The sequence below is a fragment of the uncultured Phycicoccus sp. genome, from assembly GCF_947495705.1.
In the GTDB taxonomy this organism is placed as follows: Bacteria; Actinomycetota; Actinomycetes; order Actinomycetales; family Dermatophilaceae; genus Phycicoccus.
The window spans coordinates 93,546-116,165 of sequence record NZ_CANLZR010000010.1 but is presented as its reverse complement, the minus strand read 5'-3'; the positions used below and the strand labels follow the sequence as shown (position 1 = coordinate 116,165).

26 protein-coding genes are annotated in these 22,620 nt (G+C 73.4%); 9 read left to right on the top strand and 17 right to left on the bottom strand.

Features of this window, described 5'->3' with window-relative positions:
- Window positions 1-4 precede the first annotated feature (4 nt).
- The 5 genes from Q0963_RS13965 to Q0963_RS13945 form a co-directional block, all read right to left on the bottom strand.
- Entirely contained in the window at window positions 5-2,059 is a 2,055-nt protein-coding gene (locus Q0963_RS13965; protein WP_299447086.1) for an AAA family ATPase, read from the bottom strand.
- A 75-nt stretch (window positions 2,060-2,134) separates the two neighbouring features.
- Window positions 2,135-2,530: a VOC family protein gene (locus tag Q0963_RS13960; protein WP_299447083.1), complete on the bottom strand. Its 396-nt coding sequence runs from the start codon at window positions 2,528-2,530 to the stop codon at window positions 2,135-2,137.
- A gap of 92 nt (window positions 2,531-2,622) precedes the next feature.
- Window positions 2,623-3,111 (bottom strand): SRPBCC domain-containing protein, encoded by a 489-nt coding sequence (locus Q0963_RS13955; protein WP_299447080.1) that lies wholly within the window; start codon window positions 3,109-3,111, stop codon window positions 2,623-2,625.
- A gap of 1 nt (window position 3,112) precedes the next feature.
- A complete protein-coding gene (locus Q0963_RS13950) occupies window positions 3,113-3,442 on the bottom strand; it encodes a helix-turn-helix transcriptional regulator (protein WP_299447077.1) in 330 nt (109 codons plus the stop codon).
- A gap of 47 nt (window positions 3,443-3,489) precedes the next feature.
- A complete protein-coding gene (locus Q0963_RS13945; protein ID WP_299447074.1) occupies window positions 3,490-4,068 on the bottom strand; it encodes a 1-acyl-sn-glycerol-3-phosphate acyltransferase in 579 nt (192 codons plus the stop codon).
- Between the two features lie 151 nt (window positions 4,069-4,219).
- Between Q0963_RS13945 and Q0963_RS13940 the strand changes: the two genes are divergently transcribed.
- Both Q0963_RS13940 and Q0963_RS13935 read left to right on the top strand, forming a co-directional pair.
- Window positions 4,220-4,393, top strand: a complete 174-nt coding sequence (locus tag Q0963_RS13940) for a hypothetical protein (protein ID WP_299447071.1) — start codon at window positions 4,220-4,222, stop codon at window positions 4,391-4,393.
- Between the two features lie 66 nt (window positions 4,394-4,459).
- A complete protein-coding gene (locus tag Q0963_RS13935) occupies window positions 4,460-5,605 on the top strand; it encodes an acyltransferase (RefSeq protein ID WP_299447068.1) in 1,146 nt (381 codons plus the stop codon).
- A gap of 19 nt (window positions 5,606-5,624) precedes the next feature.
- Here the strand turns inward: Q0963_RS13935 and Q0963_RS13930 are convergent, their stop codons facing one another.
- From Q0963_RS13930 to Q0963_RS13915, 4 genes are read right to left on the bottom strand one after another with little or no spacing between them, the layout of a single operon-like run.
- Window positions 5,625-5,882 carry a formate dehydrogenase subunit delta gene (locus Q0963_RS13930; RefSeq protein WP_299447065.1) on the bottom strand — a complete coding sequence of 86 codons (258 nt, stop codon included), beginning with the start codon at window positions 5,880-5,882 and terminating at the stop codon, window positions 5,625-5,627.
- A complete protein-coding gene (gene fdhF, locus Q0963_RS13925) occupies window positions 5,879-8,743 on the bottom strand; it encodes a formate dehydrogenase subunit alpha (protein WP_299447062.1) in 2,865 nt (954 codons plus the stop codon). The genes Q0963_RS13930 and fdhF overlap by 4 nt, the downstream gene beginning before the upstream one ends.
- On the bottom strand, window positions 8,740-10,407 hold the full coding sequence (locus Q0963_RS13920; protein ID WP_299447059.1) for an NADH-ubiquinone oxidoreductase-F iron-sulfur binding region domain-containing protein: 1,668 nt from the start codon (window positions 10,405-10,407) through the stop codon (window positions 8,740-8,742). Before Q0963_RS13920 ends, fdhF begins: the two co-directional genes overlap by 4 nt.
- Window positions 10,404-10,889, bottom strand: coding sequence for an NAD(P)H-dependent oxidoreductase subunit E (locus tag Q0963_RS13915; RefSeq protein ID WP_299447056.1), 486 nt, complete (start codon window positions 10,887-10,889; stop codon window positions 10,404-10,406). The genes Q0963_RS13920 and Q0963_RS13915 overlap by 4 nt, the downstream gene beginning before the upstream one ends.
- 313 nt (window positions 10,890-11,202) lie before the next feature.
- Here Q0963_RS13915 and rpsO point away from each other — a divergent pair, with 313 nt between their 5' ends.
- The 3 genes from rpsO to Q0963_RS13900 all read left to right on the top strand — a co-directional run bounded on the left by rpsO (window position 11,203) and on the right by Q0963_RS13900 (window position 14,422).
- A complete protein-coding gene (gene rpsO, locus Q0963_RS13910; RefSeq protein ID WP_299447053.1) occupies window positions 11,203-11,472 on the top strand; it encodes a 30S ribosomal protein S15 in 270 nt (89 codons plus the stop codon).
- A gap of 194 nt (window positions 11,473-11,666) precedes the next feature.
- Window positions 11,667-14,063 (top strand): polyribonucleotide nucleotidyltransferase, encoded by a 2,397-nt coding sequence (locus Q0963_RS13905; RefSeq protein ID WP_299447050.1) that lies wholly within the window; start codon window positions 11,667-11,669, stop codon window positions 14,061-14,063.
- A 170-nt stretch (window positions 14,064-14,233) separates the two neighbouring features.
- Window positions 14,234-14,422 carry a hypothetical protein gene (locus Q0963_RS13900; RefSeq protein ID WP_299447047.1) on the top strand — a complete coding sequence of 63 codons (189 nt, stop codon included), beginning with the start codon at window positions 14,234-14,236 and terminating at the stop codon, window positions 14,420-14,422.
- A 77-nt stretch (window positions 14,423-14,499) separates the two neighbouring features.
- Here Q0963_RS13900 and Q0963_RS13895 read toward each other — a convergent pair whose 3' ends face one another.
- Complete coding sequence (locus Q0963_RS13895) at window positions 14,500-14,637, bottom strand: hypothetical protein (protein ID WP_299447044.1); 138 nt, start codon at window positions 14,635-14,637, stop codon at window positions 14,500-14,502.
- A 149-nt stretch (window positions 14,638-14,786) separates the two neighbouring features.
- On the opposite strand from Q0963_RS13895, the gene dapB reads away from it, so the two are divergent.
- The 3 genes from dapB to Q0963_RS13880 are packed head-to-tail and all read left to right on the top strand — an operon-like array spanning window position 14,787 to window position 17,468.
- Window positions 14,787-15,536: a 4-hydroxy-tetrahydrodipicolinate reductase gene (dapB, locus tag Q0963_RS13890; RefSeq protein WP_299447041.1), complete on the top strand. Its 750-nt coding sequence runs from the start codon at window positions 14,787-14,789 to the stop codon at window positions 15,534-15,536.
- Window positions 15,533-16,771: a uroporphyrinogen-III C-methyltransferase gene (cobA, locus tag Q0963_RS13885; protein ID WP_299447038.1), complete on the top strand. Its 1,239-nt coding sequence runs from the start codon at window positions 15,533-15,535 to the stop codon at window positions 16,769-16,771. The genes dapB and cobA overlap by 4 nt, the downstream gene beginning before the upstream one ends.
- On the top strand, window positions 16,761-17,468 hold the full coding sequence (locus Q0963_RS13880; RefSeq protein ID WP_299447035.1) for a sirohydrochlorin chelatase: 708 nt from the start codon (window positions 16,761-16,763) through the stop codon (window positions 17,466-17,468). Before cobA ends, Q0963_RS13880 begins: the two co-directional genes overlap by 11 nt.
- Before the next feature lie 8 nt (window positions 17,469-17,476).
- Here Q0963_RS13880 and Q0963_RS13875 read toward each other — a convergent pair whose 3' ends face one another.
- The 4 genes from Q0963_RS13875 to Q0963_RS13860 are packed head-to-tail and all read right to left on the bottom strand — an operon-like array spanning window position 17,477 to window position 19,870.
- Window positions 17,477-17,791 (bottom strand): AzlD domain-containing protein, encoded by a 315-nt coding sequence (locus Q0963_RS13875; protein ID WP_299447032.1) that lies wholly within the window; start codon window positions 17,789-17,791, stop codon window positions 17,477-17,479.
- Window positions 17,788-18,534, bottom strand: coding sequence for an AzlC family ABC transporter permease (locus Q0963_RS13870; RefSeq protein WP_299447029.1), 747 nt, complete (start codon window positions 18,532-18,534; stop codon window positions 17,788-17,790). The genes Q0963_RS13875 and Q0963_RS13870 overlap by 4 nt, the downstream gene beginning before the upstream one ends.
- The gene (locus Q0963_RS13865; protein WP_299447026.1) at window positions 18,531-19,139 is read right to left on the bottom strand and encodes a GNAT family N-acetyltransferase; all 609 of its coding nucleotides are present in this window, start codon (window positions 19,137-19,139) and stop codon (window positions 18,531-18,533) included. Before Q0963_RS13865 ends, Q0963_RS13870 begins: the two co-directional genes overlap by 4 nt.
- A complete protein-coding gene (locus tag Q0963_RS13860) occupies window positions 19,139-19,870 on the bottom strand; it encodes an enoyl-CoA hydratase-related protein (RefSeq protein ID WP_299447023.1) in 732 nt (243 codons plus the stop codon). Before Q0963_RS13860 ends, Q0963_RS13865 begins: the two co-directional genes overlap by 1 nt.
- 42 nt (window positions 19,871-19,912) lie before the next feature.
- Here Q0963_RS13860 and Q0963_RS13855 point away from each other — a divergent pair, with 42 nt between their 5' ends.
- Window positions 19,913-20,245 (top strand): TfoX/Sxy family protein, encoded by a 333-nt coding sequence (locus tag Q0963_RS13855; RefSeq protein WP_299447018.1) that lies wholly within the window; start codon window positions 19,913-19,915, stop codon window positions 20,243-20,245.
- A 31-nt stretch (window positions 20,246-20,276) separates the two neighbouring features.
- Here Q0963_RS13855 and Q0963_RS13850 read toward each other — a convergent pair whose 3' ends face one another.
- The 3 genes from Q0963_RS13850 to Q0963_RS13840 form a co-directional block, all read right to left on the bottom strand.
- Window positions 20,277-20,744: a dihydrofolate reductase gene (locus tag Q0963_RS13850; RefSeq protein ID WP_299447015.1), complete on the bottom strand. Its 468-nt coding sequence runs from the start codon at window positions 20,742-20,744 to the stop codon at window positions 20,277-20,279.
- Window positions 20,741-21,550, bottom strand: a complete 810-nt coding sequence (locus Q0963_RS13845) for a thymidylate synthase (protein WP_299447012.1) — start codon at window positions 21,548-21,550, stop codon at window positions 20,741-20,743. The genes Q0963_RS13850 and Q0963_RS13845 overlap by 4 nt, the downstream gene beginning before the upstream one ends.
- A gap of 90 nt (window positions 21,551-21,640) precedes the next feature.
- Window positions 21,641-22,531, bottom strand: coding sequence for a peptidoglycan DD-metalloendopeptidase family protein (locus Q0963_RS13840; RefSeq protein WP_299447009.1), 891 nt, complete (start codon window positions 22,529-22,531; stop codon window positions 21,641-21,643).
- Window positions 22,532-22,620 lie beyond the last annotated feature (89 nt).

Sequence of the window (22,620 nt, the reverse complement as noted above, 5' to 3'; positions counted from 1 at the left end):
CTGCTCAGGCGGCGAGGGGCCCCGGCAGGGGCTCGGCGTGGACGACCGTGAGCCCGGACACCGCGCGGGTCAGGACGACGTAGAGCCGCCGCAGCCCGGTGCGCTCGTCCGGCTCGGCGGCCGCGATGGCGGCCGGCTCGACGACCACCACCCGGTCGAACTCCAGTCCCTTGGCGATCGTCGCGGGGACGAGCTCGACCTGGCGGTCCTCGTCGTCGCCGTGGTCGGCGTCGAGCCGGCCGTGGGCGATCCCGGCCGCCGTGAGGGCGCCGCTCACGGCGTCGACGAAGGCGTCCGGCGCGATGACGCCGACCGACCCGGGCTCGGTGGTGGCGCGACGCACGGCGTCGACGACGGCCGCGGAGCGCCGCGCCGGGTCGGCCGCGACGACGTCGAGGTGCCCGGGGTCGTCCCGGACCGACCGGGGCGCGCCGAGCCCGGGAGCCATGTGCGGCAGCAGCCGTGCGGCGAACTCGAGAACGAGCCCCGGCACCCGGAATCCGCGGTCGAGGGTGACGAGCTCGTGGTCGGGCCGGCCCAGGTGGCCCATGGCGTCCTGCCACGACGAGGTCGCCCACGGCGTCGTCCCCTGGGCGATGTCGCCGAGCACGGTGAGAGACCCGGTGGAGGCGCGCCGCCCGACCGCCCGCAGCTGCATCGGGGAGAGGTCCTGGGCCTCGTCGAGGACGACGTGGCCCAGGCTCGGCGTCCGCTCGAGCAGGTCGGTGAGCTCGTCGAGGAGGGCCAGGTCGGCCCGGGTCCACCGGGCGGCGCCCTTGGTGCGGGGCGGGCTCGGCCAGCTCAGCCGCTGCTGCTCGTCCTCGGTCAGCACGCCGTCCGCGGCTGCCGCGAGCGCGGCGGGATCCGAGAAGAGGCGGAACAGGACGGCGGGGGCGTCGACCGGGGGCCAGATGTCCCTGGCGTACCGCGTGACGGGGGTCGACCTCGCGATCGCGTCCTGGGCGCGGTCGCCGGGGAAGTCCCCGGACCGCTCGATGCGGAGCATCACGAGGTGGGCGAGGCGCTGCGGCAGCAGGTCGCGTGCCGCGGAGTACCGGACCCCGCGCCGGACGAGCGCGTCGACCTCGTCCTGGATCTCGTCGGCAGGCACCCGCCACCTGCGCGACCCGCGGGGGACGACCATGGCCTCCTCGGCCCGCCTCGGGTGTGACCAGACGGCGGCCCGCAGCACGTGGGCAATCCGGGCGTCGCCCTTGAGGACGGCGACGTCGGGAGGGTCGGCGGCCCGCACCCGGCCGCCGTGCTCGAGGAGGGTGTCGATCGTCGCGTGCCGCACCCGGACCTCCCCGAGCGAGGGGAGCACGGCGCCGATGTGGTCGAGGAACGCGCGGTTGGGCCCGACGACGAGGACCCCGGAGCGCTCGAGGCGGCTGCGGAACGAGTAGAGCAGCCAGGCGGCCCGGTGCAGGCCGACCGCCGTCTTGCCGGTGCCGGGGGCACCCTGGACGCAGATGCTCGTCGCGAGGTCGGAGCGCACGATCTCGTCCTGCTCGGGCTGGATCGTCGAGACGATGTCGCGCATCGGGCCGGAGCGGGGGCGCTCGATCTCGGCCGCGAGGATGGCGCTGTGGTCGCTGGTGTCGCCGCTCGTGAGCCGCTCGTCCTCGTACGCCGTGAGGCGGCCGTGGTCGACGCCGAACCGGCGCCGCAGCTCGACCCCCATCGGCTCGGCGGGGGAGGCCCGGTAGAACGCCGTCGAGATGGGCGCCCGCCAGTCGACGACGACGGGGTCGCCACGGTCGTCCGAGACGTGCCGGCGCCCGACGTGGAAGGTCTCCGCGCCGTGCTCGGTCCGGCAGTCGATCCGGCCGAAGAACAGCGTCGTGCGGGGGTCGTCCTGCAACGAGGCGACGCGGCGGGCCAGGACGAGGTCGAGGTAGGCGGCGTTGAAGGCGTCCGTGGCCGTCGACGCGTCGAGGTTCTCGGCCGTCTCGCGCATCCGGCGAAGCTCCAGCCGGGCCGTGTCGAGGTGGGCCTGCTCTTGGGCCAGGACGTCGTCGGTCGCGGCGGCCGGGAGGGCGGCGGTCGACGTGGGCATGACGGGACCGCCTCCCTCCTCGTGTGGGTCGCATGCGCGCGGACCGGCGAGGCTACACCGCGCGCGCCGCCCTGCTCACCCGGTGGGCATCCCGCACTCGATGTTGAGGATGTTGCCGTCGGGGTCGGTGAACCAGGCGCTGCGGAGCTGGCCGCCGTCCATGCTCGCGACGCCGTCGGCCCACTCCAGACCCGGGGCGTCGAAGGTCTGGAAGGTGACCCCCTTCTCGCGCAGGGCGGCGACCTCGGCGTCGAAGGCCTCGTCGGGGAGCATGAAGGACATCGCGGTCGCCTTGTTGCTGCCCGCGTACTCCGAGCGGTAGACGAAGAAGTCGCCCGACCCGGCGGTGTAGAGGATGCCCTCGTCGTTCTCGGTCTTCGGGGTCGCGCCGAGCGTGGTCTCGTAGAAGGCGCGGGCGGTCTCGAGGTCCTTGACGGCGATGGTCGCTGTGGGGGAGTGGTCGCTGAGCATGGTATCTCCACGGCGGACCGGGCGACCGTCGTCCGGTCGGCCGCCTTCGAGCGTAGAACCGTCGCGGCGGCACGGTCCATGAGCCGATGGGGCTAGGCGGCCGCGAGGAAGGCGTCGATCTGGTCGATGGCCGCCCGCGAGCCCTCCTCGACCCCCATGTCGAGCACCTGCTGGAGCGCCTCGGCGCTCGCGTAGGTGGAGGTGAAGACCGCGCGGGTGCCACCGTCGGTGCGCTCGAAGGTGAAGTCGTTGCTCGACACGGGCAGGTCGGTGTTGGGCGTCAGGTCCTCGTGGGCGAACCCGTCCTCGAAGGTGAACCGGTGCGGCGCCTCGACCCCGGTGATGTCCCAGAAGCCGGCGAACTTCTCGCCCTCCGGGCCGGTCATGTAGTACGTGGACCGCGTCCCCGGCCGCAGTTCGTGGTCGACGAAGGTCGCCGGGTAGTCCGGCGGTCCCCACACCTGCTCGAGCTGGCGCGGGTCCTCGTACAGGGCCCAGACGCGCTCGACCGGCGCGGCGAAGTCCGCGGTGATGGTCAGGGTCCGGGCGTCGACGTCCTTGGTGATGTCGGTGACGGGCATGTCAGTTCTCCTCCGTGAGTAGGTGGTCGATCCGGGCGACGCGCCCGCGCCAGATGCCCTCGAGCTCGTCGAGCATCGAGGCCACCGACCGGACGGCCTCCACGTCGCCGCTGGCCAGCTGCTCGCGGCCGGAGCGCCGCTTCGTCAGCAGGCCGGCCCTCTCGAGGACGGCGACGTGCTTCTGGACGGCGGCGAAGCTCATGTCGTAGCTCGCCGCCAGGGCCGTGACCGAGTGCTCCCCGGCGAGGACGCGGCGCAGGATGTCGCGCCGGGTCCGGTCCGAGAGCGCGTGGAACAGCGCATCGGTCCGGTCCTCGTCGGGCTCGCTCACAGGGACAACATACAACCAACTGGTTGTATGTTGTCAAGCGTGGGCCGTCAGGAGGAGTCGCCGGTCGCCCGGTCCTCCTCGCGGAGGCGGGGCTCGGTGCGGCGCTCGGGGTGGATGCCCCGCTTGTCCCGGTAGAAGGCGCGGACGAGGTCCATGTCCGCGACGACGTCGGGGGTCGCCGTGATGGTGGGGCCGAACCCGGTGGTGCGGCTCGGGCCGTCGATGAACGCGAGGGCGATCGGCAGCTTCGCCGACCGGGCGATGCGCCAGAAGCCCGACTTCCAGTACTCGCCCTGGGTGCGGGTGCCCTCGGCGGCGAGGATGAGGAGGAAGGGCTCGCCACTGCGGGCCTCGCGGACCAGCTCGCGGACGACCTGGCCCGGGTTGTTCCGGTCGAGCGGGATGCCGCCGAGCCGCCGCAGCAGCCAGCCGAGGGGGCCCCGGAACAGCTCCTTCTTGATGAGCACCCGGGGCGTCACGTCGCCCCGCCACATGACGAGGAGCATCATCACGAAGTCCCAGTTGGACGTGTGCGGAGCGCCGACGAGGATGCCGGTGCGCGGCACGTCGCCGACCGCCGTCCACCCGGAGGCACGGAGCACGGCATTGGCGAGGGCGACCCTCATGGCAGTTCCTCTCCGCGATGTGGGCCCAGGGTCCCGCCGCGGGGAGCCACGCTACGGGACGACGACCCGGGTCGGTGCCGGCCCGGGGTGGTGCCCGAGGGTGCGGAGGGAGTAGACCAGAGGGACGCAGACCGACCCGAGGAGGTGCACCATGGTCCACCCGCCCGACTCCGACCGTGAGCCCGTGCTGTCCGACGAGGACGTGGAGGCCATCGAGGACGAGCTCCTGTCCCGGCCGCAAGCCGACGAGGCCGATGTCGTGGAGCAGCACCTGGAGGTGCCCGTCGACGAGGAGGAGGACGAGCCGCGCGACCACCCGTCGTGAGCCGGCCCCGCGCCGGCGAGGGCGCCGACTCGCTGACCGTTACCGTTTCGTGACATAGTCGGGAGGATGCACTCCCCGACCCGGCGGCCCGCGCTGCCTGCGCTCACCGGCCTGCGGGCGGTGGCCGCGGCGTGGGTCGTGCTCTTCCACTACCGCGAGGAGATCCTCACCCTCGAGCCCGCCCTCGCGCCCCTCGACACCTTCATGCGCGGCGGGTACCTCGGGGTCGACCTCTTCTTCGCGCTCAGCGGCTTCATCCTCGCCTACACCTACGCCGACAAGATGAGCACCCTGCGCTGGCGCGACACCGTCGGCTTCGTCCGCAACCGGTTCGCGCGGGTGTGGCCGGTGCACGCCCTGACGCTGCATCTCGACCTCGTCATCGCGGCCCTCATCGGCACCCTCGGGGTCACCGCCGGTGGGCACCGCCGGACCGGCGAGGCGTACGTCGAGAACCTCGCGATGGTGCACTACTGGGTCAACGACCGGCCCAGCTTCAACTCCCCGGCCTGGTCGATCAGCGCCGAGTGGTTCGCCTACCTCGTCGCGCCCCTGCTGTTCGTGCTCGTCGTCCGGCTGCGACGCGCGAGCAGCGCCCTGCTGCTCGCCGGGCTCTCCTACGGCGTGATGCTCGGCATCTTCGCGACGATGGCCCTGCCCAACGGCAACCTCGAGAACATGTTCTGGGTCCGGATCATGGGGGAGTTCATCGGCGGGATGCTGCTCTGCCTCGCCTGGGTCCGCGGTGGGGCGCGGCTCGGCCGCTGGGCGTTCGTGCTGCCCGCCGCCCTCGCCGTCGTGGCCCTCGTGCCGGCGGCCGCCAGCGGCCGCTACTGGGTGGCCCCGGCGCTCGGCCTCGGCGTCGCCGCGCTCGCGGCCTCCTCCGGCCGGCTCGTGCGGGTGCTGTCCCGCCCCGGGCTGGTCGCCGCCGGCGAGGCGTCGTACGCGCTGTACATGGTGCACTGGCTCTTCGAGTGGCCGATGGAGCGGGCGACGGCCCTGGCCGCCGGCAACGCGTTGCTGTCCGCGGTCGTGCTGGCGGCCTTCGTCGGGGTGCTCGCGGCCGCGGCGTGGCTGGTCATGACGCGCGTCGAGCGCCCGGCCCGGCGCTGGCTCACCGCGCCCCGCACGCCCCGGCCGGTCGAGGCCGGCACCTCGGCGGCGTCGCCGGTCCCGGAGCGGACCCGGCTCGTCGTCGCCTCGCTGCGCTGAGCGCTCCAGCCGTCCAGGGCTAGCCGCCGGAGGGCTCCCGGATCTCCGCGCGGTCGACGTCGCCGTCGACGAGGTCCTCGGCGGCGCGGACCAGCAGCGGGTGCAGGTCGGTGTCGCCGCGCCGAACCCGCGCGAGCAGGTCGTGGCGCATCCGGGGGTCCCAGAACTTCCGGATGTGGGTCGCGACCTCCTCGGCGGCCTTCTCGGGCGGCAGCGCCTCGAAGTTGCGGACCAGGTCGTGGCCGAGCCGCACGACGGGGGCGACGTCGCCGCTCACTGCCGCCTCGCCAGCGCCCCCGCGGGCATCGCGTCCGAGCGGGCCTCCGGGGCCGCGCCGGCCTCGGCCCGGGTGGCCTCCGTCGCCACGGTCACCTGGACGGCCGTCACCTTGTACTCCGGGCAGTTCGTGGCCCAGTCCGAGTTCTCGGTCGTCACGACGTTCGCGCCCGTGACGGGGTGGTGGAACGTCGTGTAGACGACGCCGGCCGGCATCCGCTCCGAGAGCACCGCCGTGAGGCGGGTGGCGCCGACCCGGGACGACAGCTCGACGACGTCGCCGTCGCTGATGCCCCGCAGCTCGGCGTCCGAGGGGTGGATCTCGAGGACGTCCTCGGGGTGCCACGTCGAGTTGGGGGTCCGCCGGGTCTGCGCGCCGACGTTGTACTGCGAGAGGATCCGCCCGGTCGTCAGCACGAGCGGGAACCGGCGGTTCGCCCGCTCGGTCGTCGGCACGTACACCGTCGGGGTCAGCTGGCCCAGGCCGCGGACGAACGAGCCGACGTGCATGGTCGGCGTCCCGTGCGGGGCGGCGTCGGTGACCGGCCACTGCATCGAGCCCTCGGCGTCGAGCCGCGCGAACGAGACCCCAGCGAACGTCGGGGTGGTGGCCGCGATCTCGTCCATGATCTCGGCCGGCGAGCCGTACGACATCGGGTAGCCCATCGCCGTCGCGATCTCGCAGACGACCTGCCACTCGTCCTTGCCCACCCGCGACGGCATGACCGGCCGCACCCGGTTGAGCCGGCGCTCGGCGTTGGTGAACGTGCCGTCCTTCTCGAGGAAGGAGGCGCCGGGCAGGAAGACGTGGGCGAAGCGCGCGGTCTCGTTGAGGAACAGGTCCTGGACGACGACCAGCTTCATCGCCCGCAGTGCCGCCTCGACGTGCTGGGTGTTCGGGTCGGACTGCGCGATGTCCTCGCCCTGCACGTACAGCCCGAGGAAGGACCCGCCGATGGCCGAGTCGAACATGTTGGGGATGCGCAGCCCCGGCTCCGGCTGGATCGGCACGCCCCACAGCGACTCGTAGATCTCGCGCACCTCCGGCCGCGACACGTGCCGGTACCCCGGCAGCTCGTGCGGGAAGGAGCCCATGTCGCAGGAGCCCTGGACGTTGTTCTGGCCGCGCAGCGGGTTGACGCCGACGCCCTCGCGGCCGAGGTTGCCGGTGAGCATGGCCAGGTTCGCCATCCCCATGACCATCGTCGAGCCCTGGCTGTGCTCGGTGACCCCGAGCCCGTAGTAGATCGCCGAGTTCGGCCCCGCCGCGTACAGCCGCGCCGCGGCCCGCAGGTCCGCGGCCGGGATGCCGGTCTCGGCCTCGGTGGCCTCGGGGGAGTGCTCCGGCCGGGCGATGAACTCGAGGTAGCCGTCGGCCCCCTCGGTGCGCGAGGCGACGAACTCGGCGTCGTGCAGGCCCTCGGTGACGATGACGTGCGCCATCGCGTTGACGAACGCGACGTTGGTCCCCGGCCGCACCGGCAGGTGGAAGGCGGCCTCGACGTGCGGGCTGCGGACGAGGTCGATGCGGCGGGGGTCGGCCACGATGACCCGGGCACCGTCGCGCATCCGCCGCTTCATCCGGGACGCGAACACCGGGTGGGCGTCGGTGGGGTTGGCGCCGATGACGAGCATGACGTCGCACTCCTCGACCGACTTGAAGTCCTGGGTGCCCGCCGAGGTGCCGAACGCGTGGTTGAGCCCGTAGCCGGTGGGGGAGTGGCAGACCCGCGCGCAGGTGTCGATGTTGTTGTTGCCGAACGCCGCCCGCACCATCTTCTGGACGACGTAGACCTCCTCGTTGGTACACCGCGAGGACGAGATGCCGCCGATCGACCCGACGCCGTGCTCGTCCTGGATGGCCGTGAAGCCCGCGGCGACCCACGCGATCGCCTCCTCCCAGGAGACCACCCGCCACTCGTCGTCGATGGAGTCGCGCACCATCGGGTGCAGCTGGCGGTCCTGGTGGGCGGTGTACCCGTACGCGAAGCGGCCCTTGACGCACGAGTGGCCCTCGTTGGCGCCGCCGGCCTTCGACGGCGTCATGCGCACGACGCGCGTGTCGTCGCCCTCGCCCTGCACCTCGGCCTTGAACGAGCAGCCGACGCCGCAGTACGCACACGTCGTGTCGACCGACCGGGTCGGCATCCCGAGCTGGACGACCGACCGCTCGGTGAGGGCGTCGGTGGGGCAGGCCTGGACGCAGGCGCCGCAGGAGACGCACTCGGAGGACAGGAAGTCGGTGCCGCCGGGGGTGATGCGCGAGTCGAAGCCGCGGCCCTGGACGGTGAGCGCGAACGTGCCCTGGGTCTCGTCGCAGGCCCGCACGCAGCGCGAGCAGACGATGCAGGCCGCCGGGTCGTAGTCGAAGTACGGGTTGCTGTGGTCGGTGGTCTCGTGCAGGTGGTTCGCGCCGTCGAGCCCGTAGCGGACCTCGGCCACTCCGGTCTCCCGGGCCAGGCGCTGCATCTCGCAGTTGCCCCGGGCACAGCCGTCGCAGTCGGTGGGGTGGTCCGACAGGTACAGCTCCATGACGTTGCGGCGCAGGTCGCGCACCTGCTCGGTGCGGGTGCTCACGACCATGCCGTCGCTGCACGGGGTGGTGCACGAGGCCGGCGTGCCCTTGCCGCCCTCGACCTCGACGAGGCAGAGCCGGCACGACCCGAACGCCGCGAGCGAGTCGGTGGCGCACAGCTTCGGGATGCTGATGCCCGCCTCGGCGGCGGCGCGCATCACCGACGTGCCGGCGGGGACGGTGACCTCGCGGCCGTCGACCGTCACGGTGGCGGACTCGGTGGAGGCCACCCGCGGGGTGCCGTAGTCGATCTCCTCGACAGGGTGGGTCTCGTCGATGGTCGTCATGGCCGGGCTCCTCCGTCGGTGCTCGTGGCGCTGTCGTCGTGCTCCTCCACCCGGGAACCCCCCGCTGCACCCGAGAATGCTTCCGGGGTGGAGTGCGGGTTTCTCGGGTCACCCGAGAAAGCCGCGGGGGGTAGGAGCGGGGCGGAGGGGACGGGCGAGGGCACGCCGAAGTCCTCGGGCCAGTGCTCGAGGGCGCTGCGCACCGGCATCGGCGTCAGGCCCCCCATCGCGCACAGCGAGCCCTTGGCCATCGTCGCGCAGAGATCCTCGAGCAGGACGAGGTTGGACTCGCGCTGCGTCCCCGCCCGGATCCGGTCGATGACCTCGACCCCCCGGGTGGACCCGACCCGGCACGGGGTGCACTTGCCGCAGGACTCCTTGGCGCAGAACTCCATCGCGAAGCGGGCCATCGCGCCGGCGTCCATCGACTCGTCGAAGACGACGATGCCGCCGTGCCCCACCATGGCGCCCGCCTCGGCGAAGGCCTCGTAGTCCATCGGGAGGTCGAACCGCTCCGGCGGCAGGTACGCCCCGAGCGGGCCGCCGACCTGCACGGCCTTGACCGGCCGGCCGGACGCGGTGCCGCCGCCGAAGTCCTCGACGAGCTCGCGCAGGCTGATGCCGAAGTCGGCCTCGACGATGCCGCCGTGGGCCACGTTGCCGCCCAGCTGGAAGACCTGCGTGCCGCGGGACCTGCCGGTGCCGAGGGCGGCGTACGCGGCCCCGCCGTCGGCGAGGACCATCGGGGCGGCGGCCAGGGTGAGCACGTTGTTGACGACGGTGGGCTTGCCGAACAGGCCCCGGAGCGCGGGGATCGGCGGCTTGGCCCGCACCTCGCCGCGCTTGCCCTCGAGCGAGTCGAGCATCGAGGTCTCCTCGCCGCAGATGTACGCGCCGGCGCCGACCCGCACGTCGAGGTCGAAGCGGTGGCCGCTGCCGAGCACCGAGCCGCCGAGCAGGCCGTGTGCGTACGCGATGTCGATGGCGCGCCGTAGGGTGCGGATCGCATGCGGGTACTCGCTGCGGAGGTAGACGAAGCCCTCGGTGGCGCCGACGGCGACGGCCGCGATGGCCATCCCCTCGATGAGGGTGAACGGGTCGCCCTCGATGAGCATCCGGTCGGCGAAGGTGCCGGAGTCGCCCTCATCGGCGTTGCAGCAGACGAACTTCACGTCGGCCTGCGCCGTCCGGACCGTCTCCCACTTGATGCCGGCGGGGAAGCCCGCGCCGCCCCGGCCCCGCAGGCCGGAGTCGGTGACCTCCCGGACGACCTCCTCGGCGGTCAGGGTGAGGGCGCGCTCGAGCCCGGCCAGGCCGCCGTGGGCCCGGTACGCGGCGAGGTCGGTGGGCTCGATGACCCCCACCCGCGCGAACGACACCCGGTGCTGGCGCGCCAGCCACGGGTGCTCGTCGACGACGCCGAGGTCCTGCCCGGTGTCGTGCAGCTCGCCGGCGAGGAGGTCGCCGGCCTGCCCGGGCGTGACGGTGGCGAACCCGACGCGCCCGGCGCCGGTCTCGACCTCGACGAGGGGCTCGAGCCACAGCATCCCGCGCGAGCCGTTGCGCCGGACCGTGGCACCGGCCGCGGCGAGGGCGTCGGCCACGGCGTCGGCGCCCACCGACACGGCGGCGGCGTCGCACGGCACCCAGACGGTGGCGGTCACCGGTGCCACCCCTGGGTCAGCTCGTCGAGGCGGTCCGGGGTGAGGCGGGCGTGCAGGGCGCCGTCGAGGGTCCCGGCCGGCCCGAGGGCGCAGTTGCCGAGGCAGAACACCTCGCCGACCTCGACCTCCGTGGACCCGGCCCAGCGGTCGGCCGCGGCGGCGTAGGTGGCCTCGGCGCCGCGGGCCTGGCACGCCTCCGCGCGGCAGAGCGAGACGCGATGCGCAGCCGGGGGAGTGCGCCGGAAGTCGTGGTAGAAGCTGACGACCCCGAGGACGTCGGCGCGGCTGAGGTTGAGCACGTCGGCGAGCACCGGGATGTCGTCGTCGTGCACGTAGCCGTGGGTGGCGACCACCTCGTGGAGGATCGGCATGAGCGGCCCGCGGGCCCGAGCCAGCTGCTCGGCGATGGCGCGCACCGAGGCGGCACGCTCCGGGTCGGCCGGAGCGGGGGCCGGGGCTGGGCTGGGGCCTCGCTGGCGCACGTCGTCCACCTCTCTGTGGGTCTGCGACCGTCCTCCGAGCGTACGTCGGCTCGCGGCATCCGGGCAGGTGCTGCGGCAAGACGGCGACGCGAGCTCACGCCGGCGAACCTCGAGAGGAGGCGACACGCCGCCCGGCCCCGCAGTGCGTCGGCGTGTCACCTCACGTCGACCGAGGCGTGGCCCGATTAGGACGCCCGTACCCCCGCTGGTAATCTCGACTACTGCCGTCAGATCGGCCGCGGATCCAGAGAGCCCCGGTGAACCAGCCCGGGAGCGCCGCGCAGCAGAAACCAGGAACAGGAGTCGTCGCCCCATGCCACTGAGCACCGACGTCAAGAAGAAGATCATGACCGAGTACGGCACCAGCGAGGGTGACACCGGTTCCCCCGAGGTGCAGGTCGCGCTGCTCACCCAGCGCATCCTCGACCTCACCGAGCACAGCCGCGAGCACAAGCACGACCACCACTCCCGTCGTGGTCTGCTGCTCATGGTCGGCCGCCGTCGCCGGCTCCTCCGCTACCTGGAGAGCATCGACGTCGAGCGCTACCGCTCGCTGATCAAGCGCCTCGGTCTGCGTCGTTGAGACTTCCGAGCGGGCGGTCCCCACATCCGTGTGGGGACCGCCTTCTCGTATGAACGGGCCACGCCCGCTCTGAAGAACCCACAACTGAACATCGTCAGCACCCGGTGCCGCCACCCGCGGCGCCGTCTGAACGACACGCCCGCGCACAACGACGATGCGCGAGGTCGAAGAGATTCACGAGAAAAGGAGGCCCCATGGAGGGTCCCGAAATCACCGCAACCGAAGCCGTCATCGACAACGGCAGCTTCGGCACCCGCACCGTCCGGTTCGAGACCGGGCGTCTGGCCAAGCAGGCCGGAGGCGCTGTCAGCGCCTACCTGGACGAGGACACGCTGCTCCTGTCCACCACCACCGCCGGGAAGCACCCGCGCGAGGGCTTCGACTTCTTCCCCCTGACCGTCGACGTCGAGGAGCGGATGTACGCCGCGGGCAAGATCCCCGGCTCGTTCTTCCGCCGCGAGGGCCGCCCGTCCACGGACGCGATCCTCACCTGCCGTCTCATCGACCGCCCGCTGCGCCCGACCTTCAAGAAGGGTCTGCGCAACGAGGTCCAGGTCGTCATCACGGTGCTGTCGCTCAACCCCGACCACCAGTACGACGTCCTCGCGATCAACGCCGCGAGCGCCTCGACCCAGATCTCGGGCCTGCCGTTCTCCGGCCCGATCGGCGCGGTCCGCGTCAGCCTCATCGACGGCCAGTGGGTCGCCTTCCCGAACTTCTCCGACGTGGAGCGCTCGACGTTCGACATGGTCGTCGCCGGCCGTGTCGCCGGTGACGACGTCGCGATCATGATGGTCGAGGCGGAGTCCACCGAGTCGACGTGGAACCTCGTGAAGAACGAGGGCAAGACCGCGCCCACCGAGGAGGTCGTGGCCCAGGGCCTCGAGGCCTCCAAGGCGTTCATCAAGGTCCTGTGCGACGCGCAGGCCGAGCTCGCCGCCACGGCCGCCAAGCCGGTCGAGGAGTTCCCGACCTTCCTCGACTACGAGGACGACGCGTACGCCGCGGTCGAGTCCGCCACCTCCGCCGACCTGACCGCCGCGCTGCAGATCGCCGGCAAGCAGGAGCGCGAGGAGCGCATCGACGCGATCAAGGACTCGATGAAGGCCTCGCTCGCGGGCGCTTTCGAGGGTCGCGAGAAGGAGCTGTCGGCGGCCTACCGCGCCGTGCAGAAGAAGCTCATCCGCGAGCGCATCCTCAAGGACAAGGTCCGCATCGACGGGCGCGGCCTGGCCGACATCCGGGCGCTCTCGGCCGAGGTCGAGGTGCTCCCGCGCGTGCACGGCTCGGCGATCTTCGAGCGCGGCGAGACCCAGATCATGGGCGTCACGACGCTGAACATGCTCCGCATGGAGCAGCAGCTCGACACCCTGTCGCCGGTCACGCGCAAGCGGTACATGCACAACTACAACTTCCCGCCCTACTCCACCGGTGAGACCGGGCGGGTCGGGTCGCCGAAGCGCCGCGAGATCGGCCACGGGGCGCTCGCCGAGCGGGCCCTCATGCCGGTCCTGCCGACGCGCGAGGAGTTCCCCTACGCGATCCGTCAGGTGTCCGAGGCCCTCGGCTCCAACGGCTCGACGTCGATGGGCTCGGTCTGCGCGTCCACCCTGTCGATGCTCAACGCCGGGGTGCCGCTGCGCGCGCCGGTCGCCGGCATCGCGATGGGCCTGGTCTCGGCCGAGGTCGACGGGCAGACGCAGTACGCCGCGCTCACCGACATCCTCGGTGCCGAGGACGCCTTCGGCGACATGGACTTCAAGGTCGCCGGCACCCGGGAGTTCGTCACGGCCATCCAGCTCGACACCAAGCTCGACGGCATCCCCGCCGACGTGCTCGGCAGCGCGCTGACCCAGGCCCGTGACGCCCGGTTCCACATCCTCGACGTCATGAACGAGGCCATCGACGCCCCCGACGAGATGAGCCCCTACGCTCCTCGCGTCATCTCGGTGACGGTGCCGGTCGACAAGATCGGCGAGGTCATCGGGCCGAAGGGCAAGATGATCAACCAGATCCAGGACGACACCGGCGCCCAGATCTCGATCGAGGACGACGGCACGATCTACATCGGTGCGACCGACGGCCCCTCGGCCGAGGCCGCGCGGGCCGCGATCAACGCGATCGCTAACCCGCAGATGCCGGAGATCGGCGAGCGCTTCCTCGGGACCGTCGTGAAGACGACGACCTTCGGCGCGTTCATCTCCCTGCTCCCGGGCAAGGACGGCCTGCTGCACATCTCCGAGGTGCGCAAGCTCGTCGGTGGCAAGCGGATCGACGCCGTCGAGGACGTCCTCGCCGTGGGTCAGAAGATCCAGGTCGAGCTCAAGGAGATCGACCCGCGCGGCAAGCTCAGCCTCGCCGCGGTCCTCGCCGAGGGCCAGGGCGACTCCGACGACGCGCCGTCGGCTCCGGCCGAGGCGCCCGTCGTCGCCGATGTCGACGACGTCGACGACGAGGACACCGGCGACGAGGCCGCCGACTCCGGCGAGGAGCGGGGCGAGGACGGCGACCGGCCGCGTCGCACCCGTCGCCGTCGCGGTGGCCGTGGTCGTGGTGAGCGCTCCGACGAGGGCGCGTCCACCGACGCCTGATCGCAGGCCGACCGACCGGAGCCCCGGTGCACCCCAGGTGCGCCGGGGCTCCGTCGTGTCCGGCGGCCGTCCGGTGACGGTGGCCGCTTCGGGACAGGCTCGCCGCCGACCATGGGTTACCGTGAGGTAATCGCGGCCGGGGGGCCGAGTGGTCGATCAGGGGGGATGACATGGGGCTCAAGAGAACCCGCGGCACGTCGCACGGCGCGAAGGTCGCCACGACGGACCGCGACGTCGTCGAGGACGAGCGCGACGCTTGTTCGCGTCGCGGCGTCCCACCGGTCGATCCCGAGGCGCTCGGCGAGCCCGGCTGGCCCGAGCGCGGCCCGCGACCCGGTGGGGGAGCGGCCTGGGCGTGACGGCCGCACCGTCGGCATGCGAGAGGCCCGCGCCACCAGTGGTGGAGCGGGCCTCTCGCGGTGCGGGTGCGGCGTCGTCAGGCGGCGGTGCGGGGACGGAGCTGGTGCGGCGTGCGCCAGCGCATCTCCATCCGGGTCCGTCCGTCGGTGTCGACGACCGGCACCCAGCGCACGGCCAGGCCGTTGCGGGTCGTCGTGGTCGCGACCTTCTTCATGGGAGCCCCCTTCCGGCTCGTTCACCTGTTGTTCACCTTCAGGGTACCCCACAGGTGGACGGAAGATGAACGAAACGTAAACACCGGGGCGGTCGGGGCGGCCCGGGCACGCGCCCGGGCCGCACCCGGGGCTGGCTACAGTGGCCGCCATGAGTGTGACGACGGTGGCCGTCATCGGTGCTGCGGGCCGGATGGGGTCCACGGTGTGCGCGGCCGTGGAGGCAGCAGACGATCTGCGGCTCGTGGGGCGCTACGACGCCGGTGACGACCTCGGGGACCTCGGCGGCGCGGACGTCGTCGTCGAGTTCTCGGTCCCGGACGCCTCACCGGCCAATGTCGCCCACTGCGTCGAGCAGGGGGTCCACGTCGTCGTCGGCACCACCGGCTGGTCCGGCGAGCGGCTCGACACCCTCCGCGCCCAGCTCGCCGAGCAGCCGGACGTCGGGGTGCTCGTCGCGCCCAACTTCGCCGTCGGGGCCGTCCTCATGATGGAGTTCGCCCGCCGGGCCGCGCCCTTCTTCGAGTCCGTCGAGGTCGTCGAGCTGCACCACCCCGACAAGGTCGACGCGCCGTCGGGCACGGCAGCCCGCACCGCCGAGCTCATCGGCGCAGCCCGCGACGAGGCCGGCGCCGCTGCCGTCCCCGACGCAACGACCCACGACCCCGACGGCGCACGGGGAGCCCGCGTGCACGGCATCCCGGTGCACTCGGTGCGCCTCCGCGGCCTCGTGGCCCACCAGGAGGTCCTCCTCGGCGGTGCCGGCGAGACCCTCACCCTGCGGCACGACTCCTTCGACCGGGCCTCGTTCATGACCGGGGTGCTCGCGGCGGTCCGTCAGGTCTCCGGCCGCCCCGGGCTGACGGTCGGCCTCGAGCACTATCTCGGGCTCGGCGGGTGACGACCCTCGTCGGGCTGGACCTGGCCGGGCGCCGCGTCGTCGTCGTCGGGGCCGGACCGGTCGGGGTCCGCCGGGCGCGGCGCTTCGTCGAGGACGGCGCCCACGTCGTCCTCGTCGACCCGGAGCCGTCGGCCGAGGCGCGACGCGTGGCCTCACACGGTGATGTCTCGCTCCTCGCCCGGGCCGTCGAGGAGCCCGACCTCCACGGGGCCTGGCTCGTCGTGGCGGCCACGTCCGACGCCGGGCTCAACGCCCGGGTCGCCGCATGGTGCGAGGCCCACCGCACCTGGTGCGTCAACGCCTCCGAGGGCGCGTCGGGGTCGGCCCGGGTCGCGGCCTCCAGCACCCACGGCGACCTGCGCGTCGGCGTCGTCAACCAGGGCCCGCCCGACCCCCGCCGCGCCGCCGCGGTGCGCGACGCCGTCGGTCGGTACATCGAGTCCGGGCAGGTGGACCTGCGCCGGCACCGGGCGGGGGAGGGTCGGGTCGTCCTCGTCGGCAGCGGCCCGGGGGCGGCCGGGCTCGTCACGACGGCCGGTCGCGAGGCCCTGGCCACCGCCGACGTCGTCGTCACCGACCGGCTCGGCGCCACCTGGCTCCTCGAGCAGCTGCCCGAGGACGTCGAGGTGGTCGACGTCGGCAAGAGCCCGACGAACCACCCGGTGCCCCAGGAGGAGATCAACCGGATCCTCGTCGAGCACGCGGCGGCCGGCCGGACGGTCGTGCGGTTCAAGGGCGGGGACCCGTACGTCTTCGGGCGCGGGGGCGAGGAGGTCCACGCCTGCCGGGCAGCGGGCATCCCGGTCGAGGTGGTGCCCGGGATCACCTCGGCGTTCTCCGTGCCGGCCCTCGCGGGCATCCCGGTCACCCAGCGCGGCGTCGCGACCTCCGTGCTCGTGACGTCCGGGCACGCCGGTGCCGACCCGGCGACGACGGGCGCGCTCGCCGCCGGCGCCACCGTCGTGCTCCTCATGGCGGTGTCGTCGCTGCCGCAGATCTGCGCCGCGGCCCTCGCGGACGGCGTCGACCCCGACCTGCCGGTCGCGGCCATCGAGAAGGGCTCGACCGCACTCGAGCGGGTCACCCGGGCCACGGTGTCGACGGCGGCTGCGGTCATGGCCGACGCGGGGGTGCGCCCGCCGGCGATCGTGGTCCTGGGACGCGTCGCGGCGGAGGGGTTCCTCGACGACCCGGTGTGCCGGACCCCGGAGCGCGGTGGCGCCGGTGACCCCTGAGGCGCCCGCGCCGGTGCTCGTCGTGTGCGCGCACGGCACCCGCGACCCCCGCGGCCGCGAAACGGTGACAGAGCTCGTGCGGGCCGTGGCCGCGCGGCTCCCCGAGGTCGACGTCCGGGAGGCGTACGTCGACGTCCACGGCCCCGAGGTCGCCGACGTGGTCGCCGGGATCCCACCGGCAGGCGGCGGGGGCCCGGCCGGGGTCGTCGTGCCGCTGCTGCTCGCGGCGGGGTTCCACGTCCGGGTCGACCTGGCGGAGGCGGTGGCCGGGCGGCCGGACGTCGTCGTCACCGGCGCCCTGGGCCCGGACGACCGGCTCGTCGACGTCGTCCGCGACCGGCTCGCAGCGGCCGATGCACCGCGGGACGCGGCCGTGGTCCTCGCCCCGGCGGGGTCCAGTGACGAGCGCGCCCAGGCCGACTCCGCGGACGTGGCCCGACGGCTGGGTGAGCGGCTCGGGGTCCCGGTGCGCCTCGCCTACGCCGCAGGACCCCGTCCGCCCGTGGCGTGCGGGGTCACCGCGGCGCGGATCGAGGGCGCGCCGCGGGTCGTCGTGGCGTCCTACCTCCTGGCGCCCGGCTTCTTCCAGCGTCGGCTCGAGTCCTGCGGCGCGGAGGTCGTCACGGGGCCGCTGCTGCCCGACGACCGCGTCGTCGACGTCGTCCTCGACCGGTACCGCGCGGCGACGCGGACCTGACGGCTCGCTCAGGCCCAGCCGAGCGCGCGCAGGATCCCGGCGACCGCAGCCGCCGCGCCGACGACGACGAGGAAGTTCGCGCGCAGCACGAGCAGCACGACCGCCGCAGCCAGCGCGGCGGCCCTTGCGTCGAGCAGGAGCGCGCCGCCGTCCCCGACCACCGTCTGCACGGCCACCAGCGCCGCCAGCAGCGCCACCGGAAGAAGGGCGATGACGCGGGAGCGACGCTCACCCCGGACCCACCCGGCCGGGACGAGGTAGCCCGCCAGCTTGAGCCCGAAGGCGGCGGCGCAGGCGAGGAGCACGGTGGCCCAGGTCGTCACGGCAGCGGGTCCGCTCCGTGCGGCTCGGCGTCCGGCGACGGCGGGCGCTCGTGGCGCCCACCCCGGCGCAGGCCGACGGCGACGGCGGCCCCCGCCGCCAGGATGACCGGGACGCCGGCCGGGAGCGCGGGCGCCGCCACGAGGGCGACGAACGCGGCGAGCACCGCCGTCGCGACGGCGTCTCCGCTGCGCAGGCGCGGCCACAGCAGCGCGGCGAACGCGGCAGCGGCAGCGGCGTCGAGACCGTAGCTGCGCGGGTCGCCGATGGCGTTGCCGACGAGCGCCCCGACGAGGGTCATGAGGTTCCACCCGACGAACACCGCGACCCCGGTGACCCAGAACCCCAGCCGCTGGGCCGCCCGCTCGGGCTGGGCCACGCCGACGGCGGTCGACTCGTCGATGGTGAGGTGGGCGGCTGCGAGCCGGCGCAGGCCCGCCACGCCGAGGAAGCGGGAGGTCTGGAGGGCGTAGAGGCCGTTGCGCACCCCGAGCAGGGTGGACGCCGCCACCGCCGCCAGGCCGAACCCGCCGGCACCGAGGACCCCGACGACCGCGAACTGCGAGCCACCGCTGAAGAGCAGCAGCGACAGCGCCTGCGTCTGCAGCACGGTGAGCCCCGAGGCGACGGCGAGCGCGCCGAAGGAGATGCCGTACGCGCCGGTCGCGGCGCCGACGGAGAGCGCCTGCCGCATGACCTCGCGTCGCCGCGCCTCGGGGAGCGGCGTGTCGGCGACGGTCGTCATCCCTCGTCCGGGGCGATCCGAGCGACGAGTCGCACCTCGCGCATCGTCTCGCCCCGTGGCGAGACGACGCGGTCGCGGTAGGCGCCGTCGGGGCCGAACCCGGAGCCGGTGAGGAACGCCCGGGTGCCGTCGTCGTCGGCCGGCAGCCAGATGGTGACGGCGTCGGCACCGGCCTCGAGGAGCAGGTCGACGCTGGCGTTGACGAGCCGCGAGCCGTGGCCCTGGCGGCGGGCGTCGGGATGCACCGCGAGCAGGCTGACCTCGCCCCACGCCGGGTCGGCGTCGGGGTCCTGCGACGGCCCGGTGGCCGCCGCCCCGACGACCTGGTCCCCGGCGCAGGCGACGAGCAGCCGGTAGGCGCCCTCCGGGGGGTGGGTGAGGCTCTCGCGCCAGGCCCGGGCGAACGGCTCGGGGTCGAACGCCTCGAGCACGTCGTCGGGGAGCCGCCCGCTGTAGGCATCCCGGAAGACGACGGCCTGGACCATGCCGACGGCGGGGGCGTCGTTCGGGCGTGCCCGGCGGACGCTGGCGTCGGCGAGCGGCCCGGGGGAGTGCTCGTGGCCGTGCCCGTCGCCCGGGCCGTGCTCGTGCGGGTGCTCGCTCATCAGGCCCCCGTGAAGCGCGGCTCGCGGCGCTCGGCGAACGCGGCCCGTCCCTCGGCGAGGTCGTCGCTGGACCACGCCCGGGCGAACGCGGCCTCGTACCGGGACACCGACTCGTCGTCCGTGCGCTCCACCCCGAGGCCCTGCTTGGAGCCGGCCTGGGTGAGCGGGGCGAGGCCGGTGGCGCGGGCGGCGACACCCATCGCGGTGTCGAGGTCGCCACGCTCCTGGGCGAACCCGAGCCGCCACGCGTCGTCCGCGTCGAGGACCGCGGCGGTCAGGACCATGTGCCGGGCGGCACCCTCACCCCAGAACCGGGCGAGCCGGTCCAGGGTCCAGTGGTCGACCATGAGCCCGAGCTTCGCGACGGGGACCCCGAACCGGGCGGTGTCGGCGACCACCCGGACGTCGCACGCGAGGGCGAGCTGCATCCCCAGGCCCAGGCACGAGCCCTCGACGGCCGCGATGGTCGTGACCGGGATGCCGGCGAGGTGCTCGAGGACCTCGGCCAGGCGCTGGGTGAACGAGACGTCCTCGAGCTCGGTGAGGTCGGCCCCGGCGCAGAAGTGACCGTCGGCGCCGGTCAGCACGAGTGCCCGGGCGCCGGCGTCCACGGACTCCACGACCGCCGCGTGCAGCTCGTCGAGCGCGTCGAGGGTGAGCGCGTTGCGCCGTTCCGGCCGGTCGAGGGTCAGGACGGCGACGTGGTCGGCGAGGGAGGCGAGGACGGGCATCCCCCGACCCTACCGACCGGTCGCGCCCGCCATACTGGCCGGATGGCGTACGACCAGGTCCTGGCCGAGCGAATCCGCGGCGTCGTCCAGGGCGAGCGGGACCTCACCGAGCAGCGGATGTTCGGCGGCCTCGCCTTCCTCGTCCACGGCTCCATGGCCGTGGCCGCGAGCGGGGAGGGCGGCCTCATGCTCCGCTGCGACCCCGCCGAGACCGAGGCCCTGCTGGACCCGCCGCGGGTCAGACGCGTCGAGATGCGAGGTCGCGAGATGGACGGGTGGCTGCGCGTCAGCGACGAGGCCGTCGCCGCCGACGAGGACCTCCGCCGCTGGGTGACCGTGGGGCTGGAGTACGCCCGGTCCCTGCCGCCGACGTAGGCCGGTCGGGAGGCCGGCACGGGCGCGGCCGTCAGCGACGGTCGTAGGTGACCCAGGCGAAGCCGTCCCGCTGCTCGCGCGAGGTCTCGCTCCACGCCGCCGGGTCGATCGGCGGGAAGTGCACGTCGCCCTCCGGTTCCTGGTCCACCTCGGTGACGAGCAGCCGGTGCGCGTAGGGCATCGCCTCGGCGTAGACCTCGCCGCCGCCCACGACGAACACCTCGTCCGCGGGCCCGGCGAGCGAGAGGGCCTCGGCGAGCGAGTGGGCGGTCTCGACGGCCGCATGCGACCAGTCGGGGCGCCGGGTGATGACGATGCTGCGCCGCCCCGGGAGCACCCGCCCGATCGCGTCGAAGGTCTTGCGGCCCATGACCATCGGGTGGCCCATCGTCGTCCGCTTGAAGTAGGCGAAGTCCTCCGGCAGGTGCCAGGGCATCGCATTGCCCGAGCCGATGACGCCGTTGCGGCCGACGGCGGCGATGAGCGAGACCCTGGTCATACGGCGATCGGCGCCTTGATCGACGGGTGCGCCTCGTAGCCGACGAGCTCGAAGTCCTCGAGGTCGTAGGCGTCGATGGAGTCCCGGGGAGTGATGCGCATCGTGGGCAGGGGCAGCGGCTCGCGCGTCAGCTGGAGGGCGGCCTGCTCGAGATGGTTGGCGTACAGGTGCGCGTCGCCGAGGGTGTGCACGAAGTGCCCGGCCCGCAGCCCGGTGAGCTGGGCGACCATCATCGTCAGCAGGGCGTAGGACGCGATGTTGAAGGGGACACCGAGGAAGACGTCGGCACTGCGCTGGTACAGCTGGCAGTCGAGGTGGGCCGGGCCACCGTCGGCGGCGGGCCGGACGTAGAACTGGAACATCGTGTGGCAGGGCGGCAGCGCCATGTCGTCGACGTCGGCGACGTTCCACGCCGAGACGATGTGCCGGCGCGAGTCGGGGTTGGTGCGGATCGACTCGACGACCCTGGCGATCTGGTCGACCGTGCCCCCGTCGGGCGTCGGCCACGAGCGCCACTGGTGGCCGTACACCGGCCCGAGGTCGCCGTTCTCGTCGGCCCACTCGTCCCAGATCGAGATCCGCCGCTCCTGGAGCCACCGCACGTTGGTGTCACCGCGCAGGAACCACAGGAGCTCGCCGATGATGGAGCGCAGGTGCAGCTTCTTCGTCGTGAGCACCGGGAACCCGGCGCCGAGGTCGAAGCGCATCTGGTACCCGAAGACGCTGCGGGTGCCGGTGCCGGTGCGGTCGGACTTCTCGACGCCGGTGGTCATCACGTGGTCGAGGAGGTCGAGGTACTGGCGCACGCGGCGAGCCTACTCGGGACCGGGACCCGGCGGCAGGTGCCGACGCGCGGCGCCGACACCTGCCACCCGTGGGCTCGCGAGCAGCAGCGCTCAGCTCGCCGGACGGTCCAGGAACGCGGTGCGCAGGAGGGGCTGGTTGTTGACGAACCCGTAGCCGGCGCACCCCGAGCCGCTGCACGAGACGCGCGAGTCGACGCCGACGCGCATGTCGAGGTGGAGGTGCGGGTCGGTGCCCACCGCGTGGGCGGAGGTGCCGATGGTGCCGATCCGCTGGCCCTTGGTCACCGACTGGCCGGTGGTGACGACGGGCGCCGGGTTGTGGTGCATGTGGGCGAAGTACCACAGGCGACCGAAGGAGTCCTTGACGGTGACCGTGCTGCCGACCCCGCTGGAGCGGACGTTGACCGACTTCACCGTGCCGTTCACGGGGGACACGACGGCGCTGCCGGTCGCGACGAAGATGTCCGCGGCGTTGTAGTCGTGGTGGCAGTTGACCTTGCTGTCCCAGCACCACTTCGGTGACTGGTTCTTCACGTGCGCCTGGGTCACGTTGAGCGGGAACCGCAGCTCGGCGTCCCCGACGATCTGCGACGCGTTGTCGTTCTTGACGTTGGCGTTGAGGTCGACCTTCGCGCCGGCCGGGATCTTGTCGTACACGCCGCCGAAGTCGGTGTTGTAGAAGACGAAGACCGGACCACCGGTGCGGTTCCACACCGAGGCGGTGTTGTTCTTCACGCACTGCCCCTTGCCGCTGCCGGTGCTGACGAACTCGATGCACCCCGCGCCGGTGCCGTAGTCCCGCTGGGAGTTGACGAGGTCGACGAGGGACCCGGCGTTGCCGCTGTTGTAGTACAGGCAGAACTCGTTGGACTCGCACACACCGTTCTTGGCCGCCGCCGTCGCGGACGGTGCCGCGGCGACGAGTGCCGCCGCCAGGCCGATGGTGGCGAGCACCCCGGCCGCCATGCGTTTGATGATCATGATTCCCCCTCGGGTGATGCTGCTGGAAGACCGAAGGACGACGACCGCGCCGCGCTGCGTACAGCCCCCCGGCGTGCCTGCGTCCCCGC

Coding starts and splice junctions, on each gene's coding strand:
- Q0963_RS13965 (WP_299447086.1), bottom strand. CDS start 2,059: ATGCCCACGTCGACCGCCGCCCTCCCGGCCGCCGCGACCGACGACGTC.
- Q0963_RS13960 (WP_299447083.1), bottom strand. CDS start 2,530: ATGCTCAGCGACCACTCCCCCACAGCGACCATCGCCGTCAAGGACCTC.
- Q0963_RS13955 (WP_299447080.1), bottom strand. CDS start 3,111: ATGCCCGTCACCGACATCACCAAGGACGTCGACGCCCGGACCCTGACC.
- Q0963_RS13945 (WP_299447074.1), bottom strand. CDS start 4,068: ATGAGGGTCGCCCTCGCCAATGCCGTGCTCCGTGCCTCCGGGTGGACG.
- Q0963_RS13940 (WP_299447071.1), top strand. CDS start 4,220: ATGGTCCACCCGCCCGACTCCGACCGTGAGCCCGTGCTGTCCGACGAG.
- Q0963_RS13935 (WP_299447068.1), top strand. CDS start 4,460: ATGCACTCCCCGACCCGGCGGCCCGCGCTGCCTGCGCTCACCGGCCTG.
- fdhF (WP_299447062.1), bottom strand. CDS start 8,743: ATGACGACCATCGACGAGACCCACCCTGTCGAGGAGATCGACTACGGC.
- rpsO (WP_299447053.1), top strand. CDS start 11,203: ATGCCACTGAGCACCGACGTCAAGAAGAAGATCATGACCGAGTACGGC.
- Q0963_RS13905 (WP_299447050.1), top strand. CDS start 11,667: ATGGAGGGTCCCGAAATCACCGCAACCGAAGCCGTCATCGACAACGGC.
- Q0963_RS13900 (WP_299447047.1), top strand. CDS start 14,234: ATGGGGCTCAAGAGAACCCGCGGCACGTCGCACGGCGCGAAGGTCGCC.
- Q0963_RS13895 (WP_299447044.1), bottom strand. CDS start 14,637: ATGAAGAAGGTCGCGACCACGACGACCCGCAACGGCCTGGCCGTGCGC.
- dapB (WP_299447041.1), top strand. CDS start 14,787: ATGAGTGTGACGACGGTGGCCGTCATCGGTGCTGCGGGCCGGATGGGG.
- Q0963_RS13870 (WP_299447029.1), bottom strand. CDS start 18,534: ATGACGACCGTCGCCGACACGCCGCTCCCCGAGGCGCGGCGACGCGAG.
- Q0963_RS13865 (WP_299447026.1), bottom strand. CDS start 19,139: ATGAGCGAGCACCCGCACGAGCACGGCCCGGGCGACGGGCACGGCCAC.
- Q0963_RS13860 (WP_299447023.1), bottom strand. CDS start 19,870: ATGCCCGTCCTCGCCTCCCTCGCCGACCACGTCGCCGTCCTGACCCTC.
- Q0963_RS13855 (WP_299447018.1), top strand. CDS start 19,913: ATGGCGTACGACCAGGTCCTGGCCGAGCGAATCCGCGGCGTCGTCCAG.
- Q0963_RS13850 (WP_299447015.1), bottom strand. CDS start 20,744: ATGACCAGGGTCTCGCTCATCGCCGCCGTCGGCCGCAACGGCGTCATC.
- Q0963_RS13840 (WP_299447009.1), bottom strand. CDS start 22,531: ATGATCATCAAACGCATGGCGGCCGGGGTGCTCGCCACCATCGGCCTG.